Origin of the sequence: Lutibacter oceani (assembly GCF_003384935.1) — a bacterium.
Classification (GTDB): Bacteria; Bacteroidota; Bacteroidia; order Flavobacteriales; family Flavobacteriaceae; genus Lutibacter; species Lutibacter oceani.
In genome coordinates this window covers 358,986-377,299 of the sequence record NZ_QTTQ01000009.1, presented here as the reverse complement: position 1 = coordinate 377,299, position 18,314 = coordinate 358,986, and the positions used below count along the sequence as shown (strand labels likewise).

Below are 18,314 nucleotides of genomic sequence, written 5' to 3'. Positions count from 1 at the left end.
ACTTGAAAGCCAACAAACTATACCACTTTTTTGAAAACACCCTTTCATTGTTTTCTGTAAAAGCAATTGACTTAGCAATTGCTATTTGGTTAATACCTTATTTAATTTTAAAGGTGGGCTTACAAAATTATGGGGTGTATGCTTTTGCATTGGCTTTGCTGTTTTTTTTTATGAATATTACCAATTATGGTTTTAATTTAGTAGCTGTAAGAGACTTGGCAAAAAAAGCTACCGACAACCAAAAAACGATAGATGTAATTTTTAACGAGGTCTTTTCGGTGAAGCTCTATTTAACAGGCTTGCTGTTAATTGTAATGCTTTTATTAATCCTGTTTGTGCCTAAATTTTCATCGTATAAATTAGTGTATTTATTTGCTTCATTTTTACTAATCAGCGATTTGTTTTCATTACGCTGGTTTTTTTTAGGAATGGAAAAAATGAAGTTTTTACCAGCTATAAACTTAGTTGCTACATTAATTTACGTTCTTTTAGTAATATTGTTTATAAGGCAGCCTAAAGACTTTGTATATATTATTTTATTTGAAGCCATAGGCATGTTAATTGCTGGTTTTATAAGTTTTACCTATGTTTTAAATGAGTATCAACTTACAATTAAGATCTTGCCATTTAAAAAAGTGCGTAAATATATGGTTGCTAATTTCAGTTCATTTATAAACTTGTTGGTTCCTTCTGTACTTTCAAATATTGCCATGTTGCTGGTTGGGTTTTTTAGTATTCCAACGCATGTGAGTTTTATGCAATTAGGAGTGAAATTTTCAAATGCTTTTTCAACTATCAATGCTATTTTAACCAAAGTTTTTTACCCAATGGTTAATAGAAATACAAGTGCGATGAAATTGGCATTCAAGGTATTGATTAGCGTTGGCTTTATACTAGCTGTAGCTATGTATTTTAGTGCCGATTTTTTAATAAAGCCTTGGCTGAAACTTGAAAACGCATATGCATTAGAACAGGTTGTTTTTATTATTAAATTGCTAAGTCCTACACCGTTACTTATGGCAATTATTTCTTCTTACAGTGTTAATGGTTTACTGGTATTTGGAAAAGATAAAGTAGTTGGTGTAATTACTGTTTTTGCTACCCTAACAGGTTTAATTATTGGTGTTTTTTTAATAATAAAATACACCTATTTGGGAGGCGCAGTATTTTTAATTGCAGCAAGAGGATTGTATGCATTATTGTCGTATGTTTTGTTTAAAAAAAATAATGCTGAAACCGGGTTAATTCAAAAATAATGGCAACAATACTTAATATTTTAATCATTTTGGGAATTGCCTATTTTGTGTTAAATAGTTTGGTTTTAACTGTTAAAAATGCTGATTCAGTTATTTTAAAAACCTTTACAATTTTAGTATGTATTGCTCATTTTGGAGCAACCATTGCTTTTTTATTGTTGTTGGATAAATTTCCAAATAACGATCCAGTAAAATATTATACTGCTGCTGTTGAGGCTCCTGATTGGTTGAGTCTTTTTAAAGTGGGAGGGTATATTATTTCCTTTCTAATTTATCCCTTGGTAAAATTAAAAATTAGTTTTGAAGTGTTGTTTTTAGTTTTTGCTACACTAAGTTATAAAGGCTTTTTAGCATATTTTAAATTGATAGATTTTAAAAAATTAAATAAGGGATCCTTTTTTCTAATGCTGTTTTTTATAATTCCTTCTACACATTTTTGGACTTCGTTTTTAGGTAAAGAGGCATTGCTTTTTACACTGATGGTGCTGTTGTTAAAAAAAATAAAAACAAAAACGTTTGATTGGATTTTAATAGGAAGTTTAATGCTTATTTTTTTAATTAGACCCCATGTATTTTTTGTAGTACTATTAGCACTTTTAGTAGTTGTTTTATTAGATGCTGAAATTAGTAAGGCAATAAAAAGAAGATTACTTTTTGGTGCTACTTTAGGGGTGCTAGTTTTATTTCCATTATTTTTAATTTATTTTTTAAACATAAAAATAGTTGAAATAAATAGTTTTCAGGATGTTTTTGCAATGCTTGTAAATTATTCTGAAACCAACGGTAATTCTAAAATAGATTTACTAAACACCAATATTTTTACACGAATAGCCTATTTGCTTTTTATGCCATTACCATTTTTATATAACATTAAAAATATGTTTCAATGGATGGCAGCTATTGAAAATATATATATTGTAATTGTATTTATAGGGCTGATAATTTATATCTTAAAAGCGAAGTTTAAATTTAAAAGGATTAGAATAGACCAAAAATTTGCCTTAATAGCAAGTATATTATTAATTGTTTTATTTGGCTCTTATTTATATAATTTAGGCTTAGGAAATAGAATGCGAATTATGTTTTTGCCGTATCTATTTTATTTTTTTATAACGTATATGAATTCAATAAAAAATAATGAAAAAGAAACTAGTTAGAATAACCACCGTACCAATTTCATTAGAAAAACTATTGGAAGGGCAATTGGGTTTTATGAAATCCTATTACCGGGTTATTGCAGTTTCAGCGGATGAAAAAAGGTTAATTGCATATGGAAAGCAAGAGAATGTGGAGGTTTTTCCTGTTGAAATGACACGAAAAATCACCCCTTTTAAAGATATAATTGCCTTATTTAAATTAGTTAGATTTTTTAAAAAAGAACAGCCTTTTATAGTACATACTCATACACCAAAAGCTGGAATTATTGGTATGTTGGCGGCTACATTAGCAAACGTGCCAAACAGGTTGCATACCGTTGCTGGAATGCCTTTGTTAGAAGCAACGGGTTTTAAAAGAAAACTATTGAATTTTGTTGAAAAATTAACTTACACATGTGCAACTAAGGTGTATCCAAATTCAAAGGGTTTAAAAGAAATTATTATCAATAACAACTTTGCAAAAACTTCAAAATTAAAAGTGCTTGCAAATGGAAGTTCAAACGGAATTAATACAGCCTATTTTAATCCTCAATTGTTTTCAACTAAAGATAAAGATACCTTAAAGGAACAATTGGGAATCCAGAAAAACGATTTTGTTTTTATTTTTGTAGGGCGTATAGTAGGTGATAAGGGCATCAACGAATTGGTTGCAGCATTTAAACAGTTACAATCAAATCCCCTCTTGAGAGGGGCAAGGGGTGTGTTAAACTATAGCTGTAAACTCCTGCTAGTAGGCCCATTTGAACAAGACTTAGATCCATTAAAAAAAGAAACCATCCATTGTATAGAAAATGACCCAACTATTATTTCAGTTGGTTATCAACAAGATGTACGTCCGTATTTTGCAATTTCAAACATGTTGGTCTTTCCAAGTTATAGAGAGGGTTTTCCAAACGTGGTTCTGCAGGCAGGAGCAATGGAATTGCCAAGTATTGTTACCGATATAAATGGTTGTAATGAAATTATAATTGAAGGTAAAAATGGTTGGATTGTTCCTGTAAAAAATACAACAGCCCTAGAAAAAGAAATGAGGAATTGTTTAGTTGAAAAAGATAATTTTAATTTAGCAAAATCCAATGCAAGAAAGATGATTGAGAATAGGTATGAACAAAAGTTGGTTTGGGAAGCGATATTAGAGGAGTATAAAGAATTAGAAAAACACACCCCCTAACCCCCTCTCAAGAGGGGAGCTAAAAATTTGTATGAATTTATTCTGAAGTAAAAGGTGAAACACACTCCCAATCTCACTCAAGATGGGAACTGAAAATTAAAATGAATTTATTATAGAGTAATAGCTAAAAATAGATTCTAGATCCCTTTTATTGGGAAGTTAAAAGTACGGTTAAAAATTCCCTTCTTGAGAGGGGGAACTGAAAAATTGTAATGAATTTATTATAGATTAAAAGTTAAAAATAGATTCTAAATCCCTTTTATTGGGAAGTTAAAAGTACGGTTAAAAATTCCCCTCTTGAGAGGGGTTAGGGGTGTGTAAATTAATGTTATGAAAAGAAAAATAATTCCATACAACCCAAAATTAAAATTACTGGCACGAGAACTTCGAAACAATTCAACAAAGTCAGAAATTATACTTTGGGGAAAGTTAAAAGGAAAACAATTTTATGGGTATGATTTTCACAGGCAAAAGCCAATTGATAATTATATTCTAGATTTTTTTTGTGTTGAGCTATTATTAGGAATTGAGTTAGATGGTTATTCACACGAGTTTTTAGAGGTACATCAAAAAGATGTAAAGAAAGAAAAACAATTAAATAAATTTGGGATAACTGTTTTGCGTTTTAGTGACGAACAAGTTTTAAAAGATATGGAAAATGTTTTACGTGCTATTGAGTTTTATATCAGTGAGTTTGAAAAACACACCCCTAACCCCTCTCAAGAGGGGAGCTAAAAATTTGTATGAATTTATTCTGAAGTAAAAGGTGAAACACACTCCCAATCTCACTCAAGATGGGAACTGAAAATTAAAATGAATTTATTATAGATTAAAAGCTAAAAATAAATCTTGATGTCTTTTAAGAAAAGAGTTGAAAGTACGGTTAAAAATTCCCCTCTTGAGAGTGAATAGGGTGTGTAAACATTTCAACAGGTATGCCAGATAGCATTATGTAAAATGATTTTAAAGCCAAATCATCATTCAATTTATATTATATTTGTCTTCACTTTAGCATTAATAAACCACGAAAAAATTGTACAAAAAAATATTCAAAAGAGCCATTGACTTTTTACTTTCCTTAATTGGATTGATAGTGCTATCACCTGTTTTACTGGTTTTTATATTACTATTAACAATTGCTAATAGTGGAAAACCTTTCTTTTTTCAAAAACGCCCAGGTAAAAATGGGAAATTGTTTACAATTATTAAGTTTAAAACAATGAATGATAAGAAGGATGTAAATGGCAATTTATTAAATGATGCAGTACGACTTACCAAAGTTGGGAATTTTGTTAGAAAAACTTCTTTAGATGAAATTCCACAATTGATAAACGTATTGATTGGTAATATGAGTTTAATAGGTCCAAGACCATTGTTGCCGGAGTATTTACCTTTGTATAATAGTGAGCAGAAAAAAAGGCATTTAGTACGCCCTGGAATTACAGGTTGGGCGCAAGTAAATGGGCGAAATGCTATAAGTTGGCAACAAAAATTTGAATACGATGTTTGGTATGTTGAAAATTTAAGTTTTAAATTAGATGTTCAAATTATTATTAAAACAATAAAAAAAGTATTAAATTCTGATGGGATTTATGCAGGCTCAACTATTGTAATGAATAGATTTAAAGGAAATAATTAGGTATGTATTTATATGGAGCAAGTGGCCACTGTAAAGTGATAATAGATAGTATAGAATCTTCTACCAATAAAATAATTGAAGGGGTATTTGATGATAATAATGAATTAAAGTCAATTTTAAATATCCCAATTTATAATTTTAAGCAATTTGATAAAAAGAACATTAAAGAATTAATTATCAGTGTTGGTGATAATAAAGTAAGAAAGCAAATTGCTGAATCTGTTACAGCTAATTATGTTTCAGTAATTCATTCAAATGCAGTGGTTTCTAAATACGCATTTATAGATAAAGGAACGTCCATAATGGCAAGCGCAGTAGTAAATGCCTCAGCCAAAATTGGAAAACATTGCATAATTAATACAGGTGCTGTTGTTGAACACGACTGTGTATTAGATGACTTTGTACATATTTCACCGAATGCTTCTTTGGCCGGAAATGTTAAAATTGGCGAGGGTTCACATATAGGAATTGGCGCTCAGATAATACAAGGAATTACTATTGGTAAATGGGTAACTATAGGTGCTGGTACGGTTGTTATTAGAGATGTGCCAGATAGTACTTTGTTTGTTGGAAATCCTGCAAGAGAGATTAAAAAGTAAGTCATTGCGAGGGAGTATTTGAAAGTAATGAAAATACGACTGCGGCAATCTTATGAATAGATTTAAAAAGTTAGTTTTATGTAATATACCAACAGATTACTTCACTCCACTGCGTTCCGTTCGCAATGACAAAGCATTACGTCATTACGAGGCGCGAAAGCAACGAAGTAATCTTCTGAAAGTGTTTTGGATTTTGTTTTATGTAATATACCAACAGATTACTTCACTCGACTGCGTTCCGTTCGTAATGACAAAGCATTACGTCATTGCGAGGGAGTATTTGAAAGTAATGAAAATACGACTGCGGCAATCTTATGAATAGATTTAAAAAGTTAGTTTTATGTAATATACCAACAGATTACTTCACTCCACTGCGTTCCGTTCGCAATGACAAAGCATTACGTCATTACGAGGCGCGAAAGCAACGAAGTAATCTTCTGAAAGTGTTTTGGATTTTGTTTTATGTAATATACCAACAGATTACTTCACTCCACTGCGTTCCGTTCGTAATGACGGAGTATTACGTCATTGCGAGGGAGTGTTTGAATGTAAATAAAAACACGACTGCGGCAATCTTATGAATGGATTTAAAAAGTTAGTTTTATGTAATATACCAACAGATTGCTTCACTCCACTAAGTTACGTTCGCAATGACAAAACGACTGCGGCAATCTTATGAATGGATCTAAAAGTTTGTTTTATGTAATATACCAACAGATTACTTCACTCCACTGCGTTCCGTTCGCAATGACGGTTTAGCGCTTACGTCTCAGGTTTAAAGTTTGACAGCTTTCATTTCAAAAACAAACGGCGAATCATAATAAAAAACTGTATTTTTACGTTTTGATTGGAATAGAATTATAATGAGTAGAAAAATATGGCTATCTCCTCCACATATGGGTGGAAGCGAACAAAAATATGTACAGGAGGCATTTGATACTAATTGGGTAGCACCTTTAGGGCCAAATGTAAATGAATTTGAAAAAAGTTTAGAAAATTACCAAGGTCAAAAAAAACATGTTGCTGCTTTAAGTTCAGGAACTGCTGCCATTCATCTTTCATTAATTTTATTAGGAGTTACAAAAGGAGATGAAGTATTATGTCAAAGCTTTACGTTCTCTGCTTCTGCAAACCCGATTATATACCAAGGAGCAACACCCATTTTTATTGATAGTGAATTGGAAACTTGGAATATGTGTCCTGAGCAATTGGAAATTGCCATTTTAAACAGGTTGAAAAATGGGAAAAAACCAAAGGCAATTATTGCAGTGCATTTATATGGAATGCCTTATAATGTGACTAAAATTCATGCATTGGGTAAAAAATATGAAATACCAATTATTGAGGATAGTGCTGAAGCATTAGGAAGTATGGTAAATGAAAGAAAGTGTGGGACTTTTGGAGATTTTTCTGTTTTATCTTTTAATGGTAATAAAATTATTACAACTTCAGGTGGAGGTGCATTAATAACTAAAAATGAAGTTGAAAAAGAAAAAGCTATTTTTTTAGCAACACAAGCCAGGGATAATGCGCCGCATTATGAGCATAGTAATATTGGTTATAATTACAGAATGTCTAATATAGTTGCCGGAATTGGAAGAGGTCAATTAGAAGTACTAGAAAATAGAGTAATGACAAGAAGAAATAATTTTAATTTTTATAAAAAACATATAAAAAATTCGGATTTTACTTTTCTGGAAGAACCAGATGGTTATTACTCAAACAGGTGGTTAACATGTGTTCTAATGCCTTCATTTAAAATAAGAGAAAAAATTAGACTATCTTTAGAACAAGAAAATATTGAATCCAGACCTCTTTGGAAACCAATGCACTTGCAGCCAATATTCAAAAAATGTTTAAATTTCAGCAATGGAATTTCAGAAAAATTATTTAATACTGGGTTGTGTTTGCCAAGCGGGTCTAGTATTACTGAAAATGAATTACATAGAATTGTTGGGGTTCTAAACTGTTTTTAGTATGATAAGTAGTGTCTTTAGAGAACTGTTAAAAAGAAATACACCACGTTGGTTAGTATTAATAATTGATATATATATTGTTATAAATACATTTATACTTTCGTATTTAATACGTTTTAATTTTAGTTTTAACTTTGATACGTCAAAGTTTATAATACAACTACCTGTTGTAATAGTTATAACCTTAATAAGTTTTTTAATTATAGGTTCTTATAAGGGAATTATAAGACATACAGGTATTAAGGATTCTATAAACGTATTATTATCTAGTTTGTTAATTTTCGCTTTTTTAATTGGTGTTGTTATGATAAATCACCAGTTTAAATTAGTGTCTCAATTTACAATTCCCAGGTCAATTATAGCAATACATTTTTTATTAAATGTAGTTGTTTTAGTAGTTAGCAGGTTTTTATATAAAGAATTGTATACACTTTTATTGGCAGGTTCAGAAATTGAAAAGAGAGCACTTATTTATGGCGCAGGTGAAGCAGGTATGTTGGTTTACTCGATTTTAAAGGATGATAAACGAAGTAAAATTCAAATAATTGGATTTATTGATGATGATAAAAGAAAATCTGGAAGTAAATTGAATGGAGTTAAAGTGTATAATTCTGATAAAATAAATAAATCCTTTATTCAAGAAAAGCACATTAATGAAATTATTTTAGCAATTCAAAATATTAAACCATCAAGACTGTTAGAAATTGTAGATAACATATCAAAATTACAAATTGAAGTTAAAATTGTACCACCAGTTAAATCATGGATTGAAGGGGATTTACAAGCCAAACAAATAAAATCGGTAAAAATTGAAGATTTATTGGGAAGAACTCCTATTGAATTAAACAACCCTGTGTTGTATAATGAATTTAACAATAAAGTGATTCTGGTAACGGGTTCGGCAGGTTCCATTGGAAGTGAAATTGCTAGGCAAATAACTAATTTTAATTTTACTCAATTAATTTTAATTGATCAGGCAGAATCAGATCTTTATAACCTACAGCAATTTTTTATTAATAAAAATATTGAAAATGTTATATCAATTGTAGCTGATGTTCAAGATAAAGAACGAATGAATACTATTTTTGAAAAATATAAACCAAATTTAGTTTTTCATGCTGCAGCATATAAGCATGTTCCTTTTATGGAGGAAAATCCTTACGAGGCTGTTAAAACAAATGTTATTGGAAGTAAAAATATTGCAGATATTTCAATTCAAAATAAAGTTGAAAAATTTGTGATGATTTCTACAGATAAAGCTGTTAACCCTACAAATGTTATGGGAGCAACAAAGCGAATAGCCGAAATGTATATTAATTGTTTAAATAAAAATAGTTCAACAAAATTTATTACTACCCGTTTTGGAAACGTGTTGGGCTCAAATGGATCGGTTATTCCATTGTTTCAATCACAAATAAAAAATGGAGGCCCAATAACGGTTACACATAAAAATATTACAAGGTATTTTATGACCATACCAGAAGCTTGTCAACTAGTACTAGAAGCAGGTTGTATGGGGAAAGGAGGCGAAATATTTGTTTTTGATATGGGAAAATCAATTAAAATATATGATTTAGCCTTAAATATGATTCGTTTATCTGGATTAAAATTTCCTGAAGAAATTGATATTAAAATAACAGGCTTAAGACCTGGTGAAAAAATTTATGAAGAATTAATTGGAGATTCTGAAAATACAATGCCTACGTATCATGATAAAATTATGATAGCCAAAACAGCATCAATAGACTTAATTAAGGTAAAACAACAAATTGAAGATTTGTGTGTTTTTAATAATGAAATTAATTTTGAGCAAACAGTTTTTAAGATGAAGCAAATTGTGCCAGAATATATTTCAAATAATTCAACATATGAAGTGCTGGATAAATAATTATTTATTAAATATATTTGCAAAAAAGAGGTGATGAAAAAAAACTACGTTTTAAATTTTAGCATATTAATTTTATTACTGGTCACTGCAACTTCCTGTGTGTCTAAAAAGAAAATGATTTATTTTCAGAATGATGAAGCCATAAGTAACGAACTACTTAAAAATTATGCTCCTAAAATTCAGACCGATGATATTCTTAACATTACGGTTAATGCACTTGATGCTGAAACAGCAATGCCATTTAATTTATATCAAGGAGGCGGTCAAAATAACAATTCTACAAAACCCATTACCTATTTAGTAGATATTCATGGAACTATTACATTTCCTGTTTTAGGGAAAATAACGGTTGCAGGTTTAACCACTAATGAATTAAAAGATAAGTTAATTGTAGCATTAGAGGCATATATAAAGCAGCCAATTGTAAATATTAGATTAGAAAATTTTAGGGTTTCAATATTAGGGGAAGTAAAATCTCCGGGTTCATTTAATTTGGAAAATGAAAAAGTTTCAATACCTGAAGCTATTGCAATGGCGGGTGATTTATCAATTCAGGGGAAAAGAAAAAATATTTTATTAATTAGAAAAAATGGTGAAAACATTGAAAGTATTCGTTTAGATCTTACAGATAAATCTATTTTTAAATCGCCCTATTATTATTTAGCTCAAAACGATATTGTATATGTTGAACCAAATAAGGCAAAGGTAAATTCCTCAGCAATTGGGACTACTTCTTCTTTAATTTCTATAGCATCGGCATTATTGTCATTAGTGCTTATTTTAACACGTTAAGCTATGCAAGAAAACCAGCAAATGAATCCTGTAAATTTTAACGAAGGAACTATTAATATCCGTGAAGAAATAGAAAAATATTTATATCATTGGAAATGGTTTTTATTAAGTATTGTTGTTGCCTATATAGCAGTACATACCTATTTACGATATACGCCAAACCAATATGCAGCAGCAACTACAATTTTAATTGGTGATAAAGATAATAATGAACTTTCAGCATTCAAAGAATTGGGCTTGGTTGGAAATTCAAATAAGTCATTAGAAAATGAAATTGAATTATTAAAATCTAGAAGTTTATTTGAACGGGTTGTTAAAGATTTAGATTTAAATCTTCAATTTTTTAAAAAAGGAAGAGTTTATGATTCTGAAATGTTCAATCAAAGTGCTCCAATTAAAATAAATTTTTTATTTGAAAATGAAAAATTGTATAAACTTTGGGCAACATTTTCTATTATAACAGCATCAGAAACAAGTTTTATTTTAGTTGATGGTTTACAAAGCAAAGAATATGCTTATGGAGAAAAAATAAGTGCTAGTTTTGGGGATTTAACAGTAACGCCATTACATATTGACAGGTTAAAACCTGGAGAAGAAATTATTGTAAAACTAACACCCGTTTTAACGGTTGCTAATAATTATAAAAATAAGGTTCAAATACAAGTAGTTAATAATTCAAGTGTATTAAAATTATCATTGAACGATCGGGTTAAATCCAAAGCACAGGCGATTTTAGATTACTTGGTTTTTCAATACAATAAAGATGTTGTAGAGGATAAAAATTTAATTTCTAAAAACACCAATGAATTTATAAATGAAAGAATTGATGTAATTAATAAAGATTTGGCAATTGTTGAAGCTGGTGCCGAAACGTATAAAACTACACACAGGTTAACAGATATTAGTTCTGAAGCTGGCATTGCTTTACAAACTAAAACAGCACTTGAAAATAAAATTATTGAATTGAATGCCCAGCTAAAACTGGTGGATTATGTAGAGGATTATATTAATTCAACAGAGAAAGAATTTATTCCTGTAAATTTAGGATTATCTGAAAAATCAATAGATGAGAGTACTCAAAAATATAATGAATTGGTTCAGGAACGCAATCGTATTTTAAAAAATTCGAGTAGTTTAAATCCTGTAGTAATAAATTTAGAGCAACAGATAGTAACATTTAAGGAAAATATTAAGCAAAATATAGGAAGCCTTAAATCAGCTATAAATATGTCTTTGAGTGAATTAAAAGACCAAGAATTTAAAATGGCTTCAAAAATAGCAGCCGTACCTAAAATTGAAAGGGAATTTAGAGATATTGAGCGTCAACAACAAATTATTGAAGCGTTGTATTTGTACTTGTTGCAAAAGCGTGAAGAAAATTCCATTTCAATGGCTGTAACTGTTCCAAATGCTAAAATAATAGATAAAGCTTATGGTAGTGATGCTCCAGTTGCACCAAATAGGAGAATGTATTTAATGGCTGCATTGGCATTGGGATTTATCATTCCTTTTGCAGTTTTATATATACTATTTTTATTAGATAATAAAGTACATACGCGTAAAGATGTAGAGTCCGTTGTAAAAGCACCAATATTGGGTGATATTCCTAAATCAAAATCTGAAAGGAAGGTTGTAATATCAGATAATGATAGGGATAGTACTGCTGAATCTTTTAGGTTGTTAAGAACCAATGTTAATTTTATGCTTTCGGGTGTGAAGGAAAATGCAAAAACAATTTTTATTACTTCTACTTTGGGAGGAGAAGGAAAAACATTTATAGCAATAAACTTGGCTTCTGTACTGGCTTTAACAAATAAAAAAGTGTTGTTAATAGGTGGAGATATCAGAAAACCAAAAATTGCAGCCTATTTAAATATTAAATCTACAAAAAAGGGACTTTCTCATTTTTTAATGGATCAAACATTAAAGGTTCCTGATGTAATTGAGCAGTTTAAAGAAACTAATTTTGATATTTTAGAATCTGGAATAGTAGCTCCAAATCCATCAGAATTATTAATGAATGGCCGTTTTGAAGAAGTTTTAAACTATGGAAAGCAAAATTACGATTATGTAATTGTGGATACTGCACCAATAAATATTGTAACAGATACCTTACTTTTTAGTCAACAAGCCGATTTATTTATTTATGTAATAAGAGCAAACTTTTTAGATAAGCGTTTGTTAGATATTCCTAATAAATTGTATCAAGAAAAAAGACTGCCCAATATGGCAATTTTAATTAATGATACGGATTTAGAAAGAGGTTATGGCTATGGTTACGGCTACGGTTATGGTTATGCTGATGAGGCTAAATCTAAAAAATGGTGGAGTAAGTTGTTTTCTTTTTTAGGGTAAATAAAAGTCGCACTAAACTTGTTGAAGTTTATAAACTTAGAATCTTATTGCAGTTTTATAGGGTCTTCGACAGGCTCAGACTGACAAATGTATTAATTGAAAAGTACTATGGCTTTAGTAACTTAGCATTGTTCTCTAAAACAGGTTTAATAAGTTTAATTATTTGGGAGTTGTTAATAGTTTCTAAAGTATTTAAATGCCTATTGTTGTGCGTGTCTGTTCCTGCAAAATCAATAAGGTTATCTTGAAGTAATTTTTTAGCAATGTTGTTTACATCAGCTCCGTAATAATTAGATAAAGACAGTAAATTAAGTTGGAACAAACATCCCGCTTCTTTCAATTTTAGATATTCATTATAATTTTTATGGTAAAAAGAATAGCGCTCAGGATGTGCTAAAATAGGTGTATAACCAGCAATTTGAATATCAAATAAAATTTCTTTTAAGTTAATAGGAGGATTTAAATAAGACAATTCAACTAAAATATAAGCATCTTTAATTGTAAGCAGTTTTTCTGATTTTAATAGTTTTTCAAAATTAGAGTCTAACATATATTCAGCTGCAGCACTCATATTAATGTCTGTAATTCCTTGTTTTTTTAAATAATCAGTTAGCTCAAATAGTTTGTTATTTATTATAGTTGGGGTATTGTTCCAAATACCATCCATGATATGTGGTGTGGTAACAAAATTTTTAATCCCATAACTATAAAGTCTTTTTATTAAGTTGGCAGCTTCTTCAAAACTTTTAGATCCATCATCAATATTTGGTAATAAATGAGAATGTATATCAATAAAATTTGAAGGAAACTCTTTAATCAACGGGGTTTTATTTCTAAAAAAAGACAGCATATTTTTAAAAAATTCCAGTTTTAGTTAATTTTAGAAATCCACCAAAGTTTGTTGGTAAAAAATCACCAAAATCTGCAGCTGCTCCCAAGGATATATTAAAAGGAATAGTTTCGTTTTTTAAAAGTAGTTCAAGATACGGAGAAAGTTGATATTCTTGAACAGGTGCGTTAAACCACCCTTGATAATAGGTATAGGTTAAATTTGTTTTATATTGAATAGAGGAACTTAAGTTCCCTTTAAAACCTAAATTAAAAGAAGTAAATCTATTTTCTGCAATTCCTTTGGTTATTCCATTTTCAGGAACTTTAGTTGTAAAAAAAGGTGAACCAATAGTACGTCCAAAATAAATCCACCCACTTTGATAAACAGTATTGTTAAAATAGTTGTCTATTAACCCGTTTTGAGAAGTGCTTTTACCTTGATGTTTTGTATACTGAAATTCAGTTATAATATGTGTAATAAAACTTTGAGGTTTTTTAAGATCAACAAAAAAACCATATAAGCCATCTGGATAATTTGCAAATTCTCTACCAGATCTATCTTCAAAAGGGTGTGACAAATAAAAACTCCAGTTAAAATTTTCTCCTTTATAATCCAATTGAACTTGGTAATTACCTACGTGATTTCCCCATGCATTAGAGGAATTAATTTGATCTTCAGTTTTATTTCCATCGCCTGTTCCGGTTATATATTTTAAATAAGTTTTAAAATTTGTAGGTTGTTTTCCAAATTCTTCAGAAGTTCCTCCCCAAACAACATAATGGTCTAAACCTGTAATTAAACTTAAATTGTTATTTAATCGAGATTTAAAATACAAGCTTTTATTGTGTAAATGTGCGTTATCTACAACACGTTTATCATTTAAAAAATATTCTGCATAATTAGCTTTTACTTTAAGCCATTTTTTTGCAAAAGGCAACTCTAAATAAGAGCGGGTTCTTAAATTAACTCCAGGAAAAGCTCTTGTGTTTATAGATTTTATAATATTTCCATTTGATACGGATAAGCCTTCAAAAGCAAGCTCATCGTTTTTACTACCAAGGTCTAATTGCCAATTTTCAGTAGCAATACTGGTGTATAACTCGTTAATTAATAACTCATTTTCGTCAGCTATAATTCCTGAAATTGATACTTTGTAAGCAATATCAAAAGTGCGATTGGTATTTTTAAAATCAGAAAATATTGAAGTGGATACTAATGCATTATTACTGTTAGGAATACTTCCATATTTGTTTGCTGTAAGAAAAAAAGGCAAGGTTTCTTTGGTTGAAATATTTGAATTTAATTCAATACTATAATTTTGTGAGGTTGCCTGAAAAACAATTGTAAAAATTAATAATATGGTAAGTAGTGGTTTCATACTTGTTATCTTCATAAACAGCTTGTATATTTTAATTAGCAAAGTTAATTATTTTTTGTACAAAAAGGCTTTTAAGGTCTTGGTGTTATAATAAATTATGAAGAGTTCTTTTATTTATTTTAAAAAAAGTTGAAAAATAAAGGACTTCTATTTAAAATAGTTCATTTAATATATTGTTTTTTTGAATTTTCACTAAGTGTTAAATATTTTTTATGAAAAAAGTTGGTTTTTTAAAATTAATGCATAGATTTGTCCTCATATTTAGGAAATTATGATATCAAATAACACTTGGAACAGCTTCTATTTTTACTTTTATTTTAATAATAAAGGGTGAGGCTTTGTATGTGTTAATTAACAAAATATAAATTATGGAGTCTCGAAATTATTTCGAGATTTTTTTTTGAATTAATATTAAATAATGAGAGTAGCAATTCAAGGTATAAAAGGATCTTTTCACCACATAGTGGCTGAACAATATTTTGGAAAAAACATAGAGTTATTAGAATGTTTATCTTTTTCTGAAATGCCAGTGCTTTTACAAGAAAAAAAGGCAGATGTTCTTATTATGGCAATTGAAAATTCCATAGCAGGAGCAATTTTACCTAATTATGCACTTATAGATGATTTTCAATTAACAATTTGTGGAGAGTATCACCTGCCAATTCATCATAATTTAATGGCGTTGGAAGGACAAAATATTGAAGACATTAAAGAGGTGTATTCGCATCCGATGGCATTATTACAATGTCATAAATTTTTTAAAGATTATCCACATATTAAATTAATTGAAGATAAAGATACCGCTTCTGTAGCTAAACGTATTCAGGAAAACAATTTAAAAGGAGTTGGAGCAATTGCCAGTAAATTGGCAGCAAAAACATACACGTTAAAAATTCTTGCTCCTGAAATTCAAACAATAAAGGAAAATGCAACACGGTTTTTTATTTTAAATAACAATAAAGATAAAAGCAGTGTTTCATCCAATAAAGCATCCATAAAATTTATTACCAGTAATGATACTGGAAGTTTGGCAGAAGTACTTTCAATTTTGGCAAAACACGATTTAAATTTATCTAAAATTCAATCAATGCCAGTAATTGATACACCTTGGAAATATGCTTTTTTTGCTGATTTTATTTTTAATAGCTATGCCGATTATTTTAATGCTATAAATGAAATAAAAACAAAAGTTGAAACATTAAAGGTATTGGGAGAATACAACAAAGGTAAAAGATAATGATACAGAGAGCTGACAGATTAAATAATGTAAAAGAATACTACTTTTCTAAAAAACTAAGAGAAGTAGCAGCTTTAAGAAATGAAGGCAAACCAATTATAAATATTGCAATTGGAAGCCCTGATTTAAACCCTCCGGCAAGTGTTATTGAAGCTATTCAAAATGCTGTGGAATTGCCCAATGCACATCAATACCAAAGCTACCAAGGAATTCCGGAATTACGTGAAGGTATTGCCACTTTTTATAAAGAAAAGTATAATGTTAATTTAAATGCAACTACAGAAATTCTTCCTTTAATGGGGTCAAAAGAAGGTATTATGCATATTTCAATGGCATTTTTAAATAAAGGAGATAAGGTACTCATTCCAAATCCAGGGTATCCAACCTACGCATCTGTAACCAATTTAGTACAAGCAGAGGCTATTTTTTATAATTTAAATGAAACAACAAACTGGTTGCCTAATTTTGAAGAATTAGAAAAAGAGGATTTATCAAAAGTGAAAATTATGTGGGTAAATTATCCACATATGCCAACTGGTGCTGTGGCTTCAAAAGAAGATTTTAAACAATTAATAGCATTTGCTAAAAAGCACAATATTTTAATTGTAAATGACAATCCTTATAGTTTTATTTTAAATGAAAAACCAATAAGTATTTTAGATGTTGAAGGAGCAAAAGAAGTAGCAATTGAGCTAAATTCTTTAAGTAAAACTTTTAATATGGCTGGTTGGCGTGTAGGAATGGTAGTTGGAAATGCCGAAATTATTAAAACAATTTTGCAGGTAAAAAGCAATATGGATTCTGGAATGTTTTTTGGAATTCAAAAAGGGGCAGTTGAAGCTTTTAAATTATCAAATGAGTGGTTTAAATCTCAAAATGAAATTTACACGAAAAGAAGAGCAATTGTTTGGGAAATATTTGATGCTTTAAATTGTACTTATAATCAAGCTATTGGCGGTTTATTTGTTTGGGCAAAACTACCAAAAGGAATAAAATCTGAAGCTATTACAGATGAATTATTATACAATAAAAACGTGTTTATTACTCCGGGAACTATTTTTGGTTCTAATGGAGAAGGCTACATAAGAGCATCTTTATGTGTTGATGCAGAGGTGCTAAATGAAGTTTTAAATAGATTAACCACCGTAAAAATATAACATGGAAAAATTAGTTGTTATCGGTTTAGGTTTAATAGGTGGTTCTTTAGCATTGGATTTAAAGAAAAGAGGAAATTATAAAGTATTTGGTATCGATCAAAACGCTGAGCATATTAAAAAAGCTTTAGCGCTAGGTGTAATCGATGCTGAAATTGATTTTAATGAAATAACAGATGCTTCAGTTGTTATTATTGCAGTACCTGTAAATATAGTACCAAAATTAGCAAAGGAAATTTTAGATTGTGTTTCTGAAGATACATTGGTTTTTGATGTAGGTTCAGTAAAAAATGAAATTTGTAAGGAAATAGTAAATCATCCAAAACGCAAAAATTTTGTTGCCGCGCATCCATTGGCAGGAACTGAATTTTCAGGTCCGGAAGCAGCAATTTTAAATTTATTTGATGATAAAGTAAATATTATTTGTGAAGCGGATAAAACAGATTGGAAAATTTTAGATAAAGCAATTAGTTTATTTAAAAAACTAAACATGCGCATTAAAATGATGCATCCTGAAGAACATGACAGGCATATTGCTTATGTATCTCATTTGTCTCACGTAAGTTCTTTTATGTTAGGGAAAACAGTTTTAGAGATTGAAAAAAATGAACAAGCAATATTTGATATGGCAAGTACTGGTTTTGCTTCAACAGTGCGTTTGGCTAAAAGTTCAGCAAATACCTGGACTCCAATATTTTTGGAAAACAAAGAAAATATTATAAAATCTTTAAATGAATATATTAAAAACTTAAATGAGTTTAAAGAAATGATTGAGCAAAACGATGCAAATGGTTTAAATGAAACGATGCATGGTACAAATTATATAAAAAATATATTAAACGGAATTAAGCAGAGCAACTAAATAAGAAATTAAACGAAG

15 protein-coding genes are annotated in these 18,314 nt (G+C 29.5%); 13 read left to right on the top strand and 2 right to left on the bottom strand.

The window, feature by feature from the left end:
* The first annotated feature begins 2 nt into the window (after positions 1-2).
* From BX611_RS01760 to BX611_RS01715, 10 genes are all read left to right on the top strand, one after another.
* A complete protein-coding gene (locus BX611_RS01760; protein WP_115877769.1) occupies positions 3-1,256 on the top strand; it encodes an oligosaccharide flippase family protein in 1,254 nt (417 codons plus the stop codon).
* Complete coding sequence (locus tag BX611_RS01755) at positions 1,256-2,413, top strand: hypothetical protein (RefSeq protein WP_115877768.1); 1,158 nt, start codon at positions 1,256-1,258, stop codon at positions 2,411-2,413. Before BX611_RS01760 ends, BX611_RS01755 begins: the two co-directional genes overlap by 1 nt.
* Positions 2,394-3,584 carry a glycosyltransferase family 4 protein gene (locus tag BX611_RS01750; protein ID WP_115877767.1) on the top strand — a complete coding sequence of 397 codons (1,191 nt, stop codon included), beginning with the start codon at positions 2,394-2,396 and terminating at the stop codon, positions 3,582-3,584. The genes BX611_RS01755 and BX611_RS01750 overlap by 20 nt, the downstream gene beginning before the upstream one ends.
* Before the next feature lie 330 nt (positions 3,585-3,914).
* Positions 3,915-4,319 carry an endonuclease domain-containing protein gene (locus tag BX611_RS01745; RefSeq protein WP_115877766.1) on the top strand — a complete coding sequence of 135 codons (405 nt, stop codon included), beginning with the start codon at positions 3,915-3,917 and terminating at the stop codon, positions 4,317-4,319.
* Positions 4,320-4,617: 298 nt separating this feature from the next.
* On the top strand, positions 4,618-5,223 hold the full coding sequence (locus BX611_RS01740; protein ID WP_115877765.1) for a sugar transferase: 606 nt from the start codon (positions 4,618-4,620) through the stop codon (positions 5,221-5,223).
* A gap of 2 nt (positions 5,224-5,225) precedes the next feature.
* Positions 5,226-5,822, top strand: a complete 597-nt coding sequence (locus BX611_RS01735) for an acetyltransferase (protein WP_115877764.1) — start codon at positions 5,226-5,228, stop codon at positions 5,820-5,822.
* 863 nt (positions 5,823-6,685) lie between these two features.
* Positions 6,686-7,798 (top strand): DegT/DnrJ/EryC1/StrS family aminotransferase, encoded by a 1,113-nt coding sequence (locus tag BX611_RS01730; RefSeq protein ID WP_115877763.1) that lies wholly within the window; start codon positions 6,686-6,688, stop codon positions 7,796-7,798.
* 1 nt (position 7,799) lies between these two features.
* Positions 7,800-9,686, top strand: a complete 1,887-nt coding sequence (locus BX611_RS01725; protein WP_115877762.1) for a polysaccharide biosynthesis protein — start codon at positions 7,800-7,802, stop codon at positions 9,684-9,686.
* A gap of 33 nt (positions 9,687-9,719) precedes the next feature.
* The gene (locus BX611_RS01720) at positions 9,720-10,478 is read left to right on the top strand and encodes a polysaccharide biosynthesis/export family protein (protein ID WP_115877761.1); all 759 of its coding nucleotides are present in this window, start codon (positions 9,720-9,722) and stop codon (positions 10,476-10,478) included.
* A gap of 3 nt (positions 10,479-10,481) precedes the next feature.
* Positions 10,482-12,833, top strand: coding sequence for a GumC family protein (locus tag BX611_RS01715; protein ID WP_115877760.1), 2,352 nt, complete (start codon positions 10,482-10,484; stop codon positions 12,831-12,833).
* Between the two features lie 106 nt (positions 12,834-12,939).
* On the opposite strand, the gene BX611_RS01710 is transcribed toward BX611_RS01715, so the two are convergent.
* Both BX611_RS01710 and BX611_RS01705 read right to left on the bottom strand, forming a co-directional pair.
* Positions 12,940-13,683, bottom strand: coding sequence for a tyrosine-protein phosphatase (locus BX611_RS01710; protein WP_115877759.1), 744 nt, complete (start codon positions 13,681-13,683; stop codon positions 12,940-12,942).
* Between the two features lie 4 nt (positions 13,684-13,687).
* Positions 13,688-15,058, bottom strand: coding sequence for a capsule assembly Wzi family protein (locus tag BX611_RS01705; protein WP_115877758.1), 1,371 nt, complete (start codon positions 15,056-15,058; stop codon positions 13,688-13,690).
* A gap of 403 nt (positions 15,059-15,461) precedes the next feature.
* On the opposite strand from BX611_RS01705, the gene BX611_RS01700 reads away from it, so the two are divergent.
* Genes BX611_RS01700 through BX611_RS01690 form a run of 3 tightly spaced genes read left to right on the top strand, consistent with a single transcriptional unit; the run spans position 15,462 to position 18,296 of the window.
* Positions 15,462-16,280, top strand: a complete 819-nt coding sequence (locus BX611_RS01700) for a prephenate dehydratase (RefSeq protein ID WP_115877757.1) — start codon at positions 15,462-15,464, stop codon at positions 16,278-16,280.
* A complete protein-coding gene (locus tag BX611_RS01695; RefSeq protein WP_115877756.1) occupies positions 16,280-17,437 on the top strand; it encodes a pyridoxal phosphate-dependent aminotransferase in 1,158 nt (385 codons plus the stop codon). Before BX611_RS01700 ends, BX611_RS01695 begins: the two co-directional genes overlap by 1 nt.
* Position 17,438: 1 nt before the next feature.
* A complete protein-coding gene (locus tag BX611_RS01690) occupies positions 17,439-18,296 on the top strand; it encodes a prephenate dehydrogenase (protein ID WP_115877755.1) in 858 nt (285 codons plus the stop codon).
* The last annotated feature ends 18 nt before the right edge of the window (positions 18,297-18,314 follow it).

Bases quoted from the DNA above. Each gene is read 5' to 3' on its own strand.
- BX611_RS01705 (WP_115877758.1), bottom strand. From the start codon at position 15,058: ATGAAGATAACAAGTATGAAACCACTACTTACCATATTATTAATTTTT.
- BX611_RS01735 (WP_115877764.1), top strand. From the start codon at position 5,226: ATGTATTTATATGGAGCAAGTGGCCACTGTAAAGTGATAATAGATAGT.
- BX611_RS01710 (WP_115877759.1), bottom strand. From the start codon at position 13,683: ATGCTGTCTTTTTTTAGAAATAAAACCCCGTTGATTAAAGAGTTTCCT.
- BX611_RS01745 (WP_115877766.1), top strand. From the start codon at position 3,915: ATGAAAAGAAAAATAATTCCATACAACCCAAAATTAAAATTACTGGCA.
- BX611_RS01755 (WP_115877768.1), top strand. From the start codon at position 1,256: ATGGCAACAATACTTAATATTTTAATCATTTTGGGAATTGCCTATTTT.
- BX611_RS01720 (WP_115877761.1), top strand. From the start codon at position 9,720: ATGAAAAAAAACTACGTTTTAAATTTTAGCATATTAATTTTATTACTG.
- BX611_RS01715 (WP_115877760.1), top strand. From the start codon at position 10,482: ATGCAAGAAAACCAGCAAATGAATCCTGTAAATTTTAACGAAGGAACT.
- BX611_RS01730 (WP_115877763.1), top strand. From the start codon at position 6,686: ATGAGTAGAAAAATATGGCTATCTCCTCCACATATGGGTGGAAGCGAA.
- BX611_RS01725 (WP_115877762.1), top strand. From the start codon at position 7,800: ATGATAAGTAGTGTCTTTAGAGAACTGTTAAAAAGAAATACACCACGT.
- BX611_RS01700 (WP_115877757.1), top strand. From the start codon at position 15,462: ATGAGAGTAGCAATTCAAGGTATAAAAGGATCTTTTCACCACATAGTG.
- BX611_RS01690 (WP_115877755.1), top strand. From the start codon at position 17,439: ATGGAAAAATTAGTTGTTATCGGTTTAGGTTTAATAGGTGGTTCTTTA.
- BX611_RS01750 (WP_115877767.1), top strand. From the start codon at position 2,394: ATGAAAAAGAAACTAGTTAGAATAACCACCGTACCAATTTCATTAGAA.
- BX611_RS01695 (WP_115877756.1), top strand. From the start codon at position 16,280: ATGATACAGAGAGCTGACAGATTAAATAATGTAAAAGAATACTACTTT.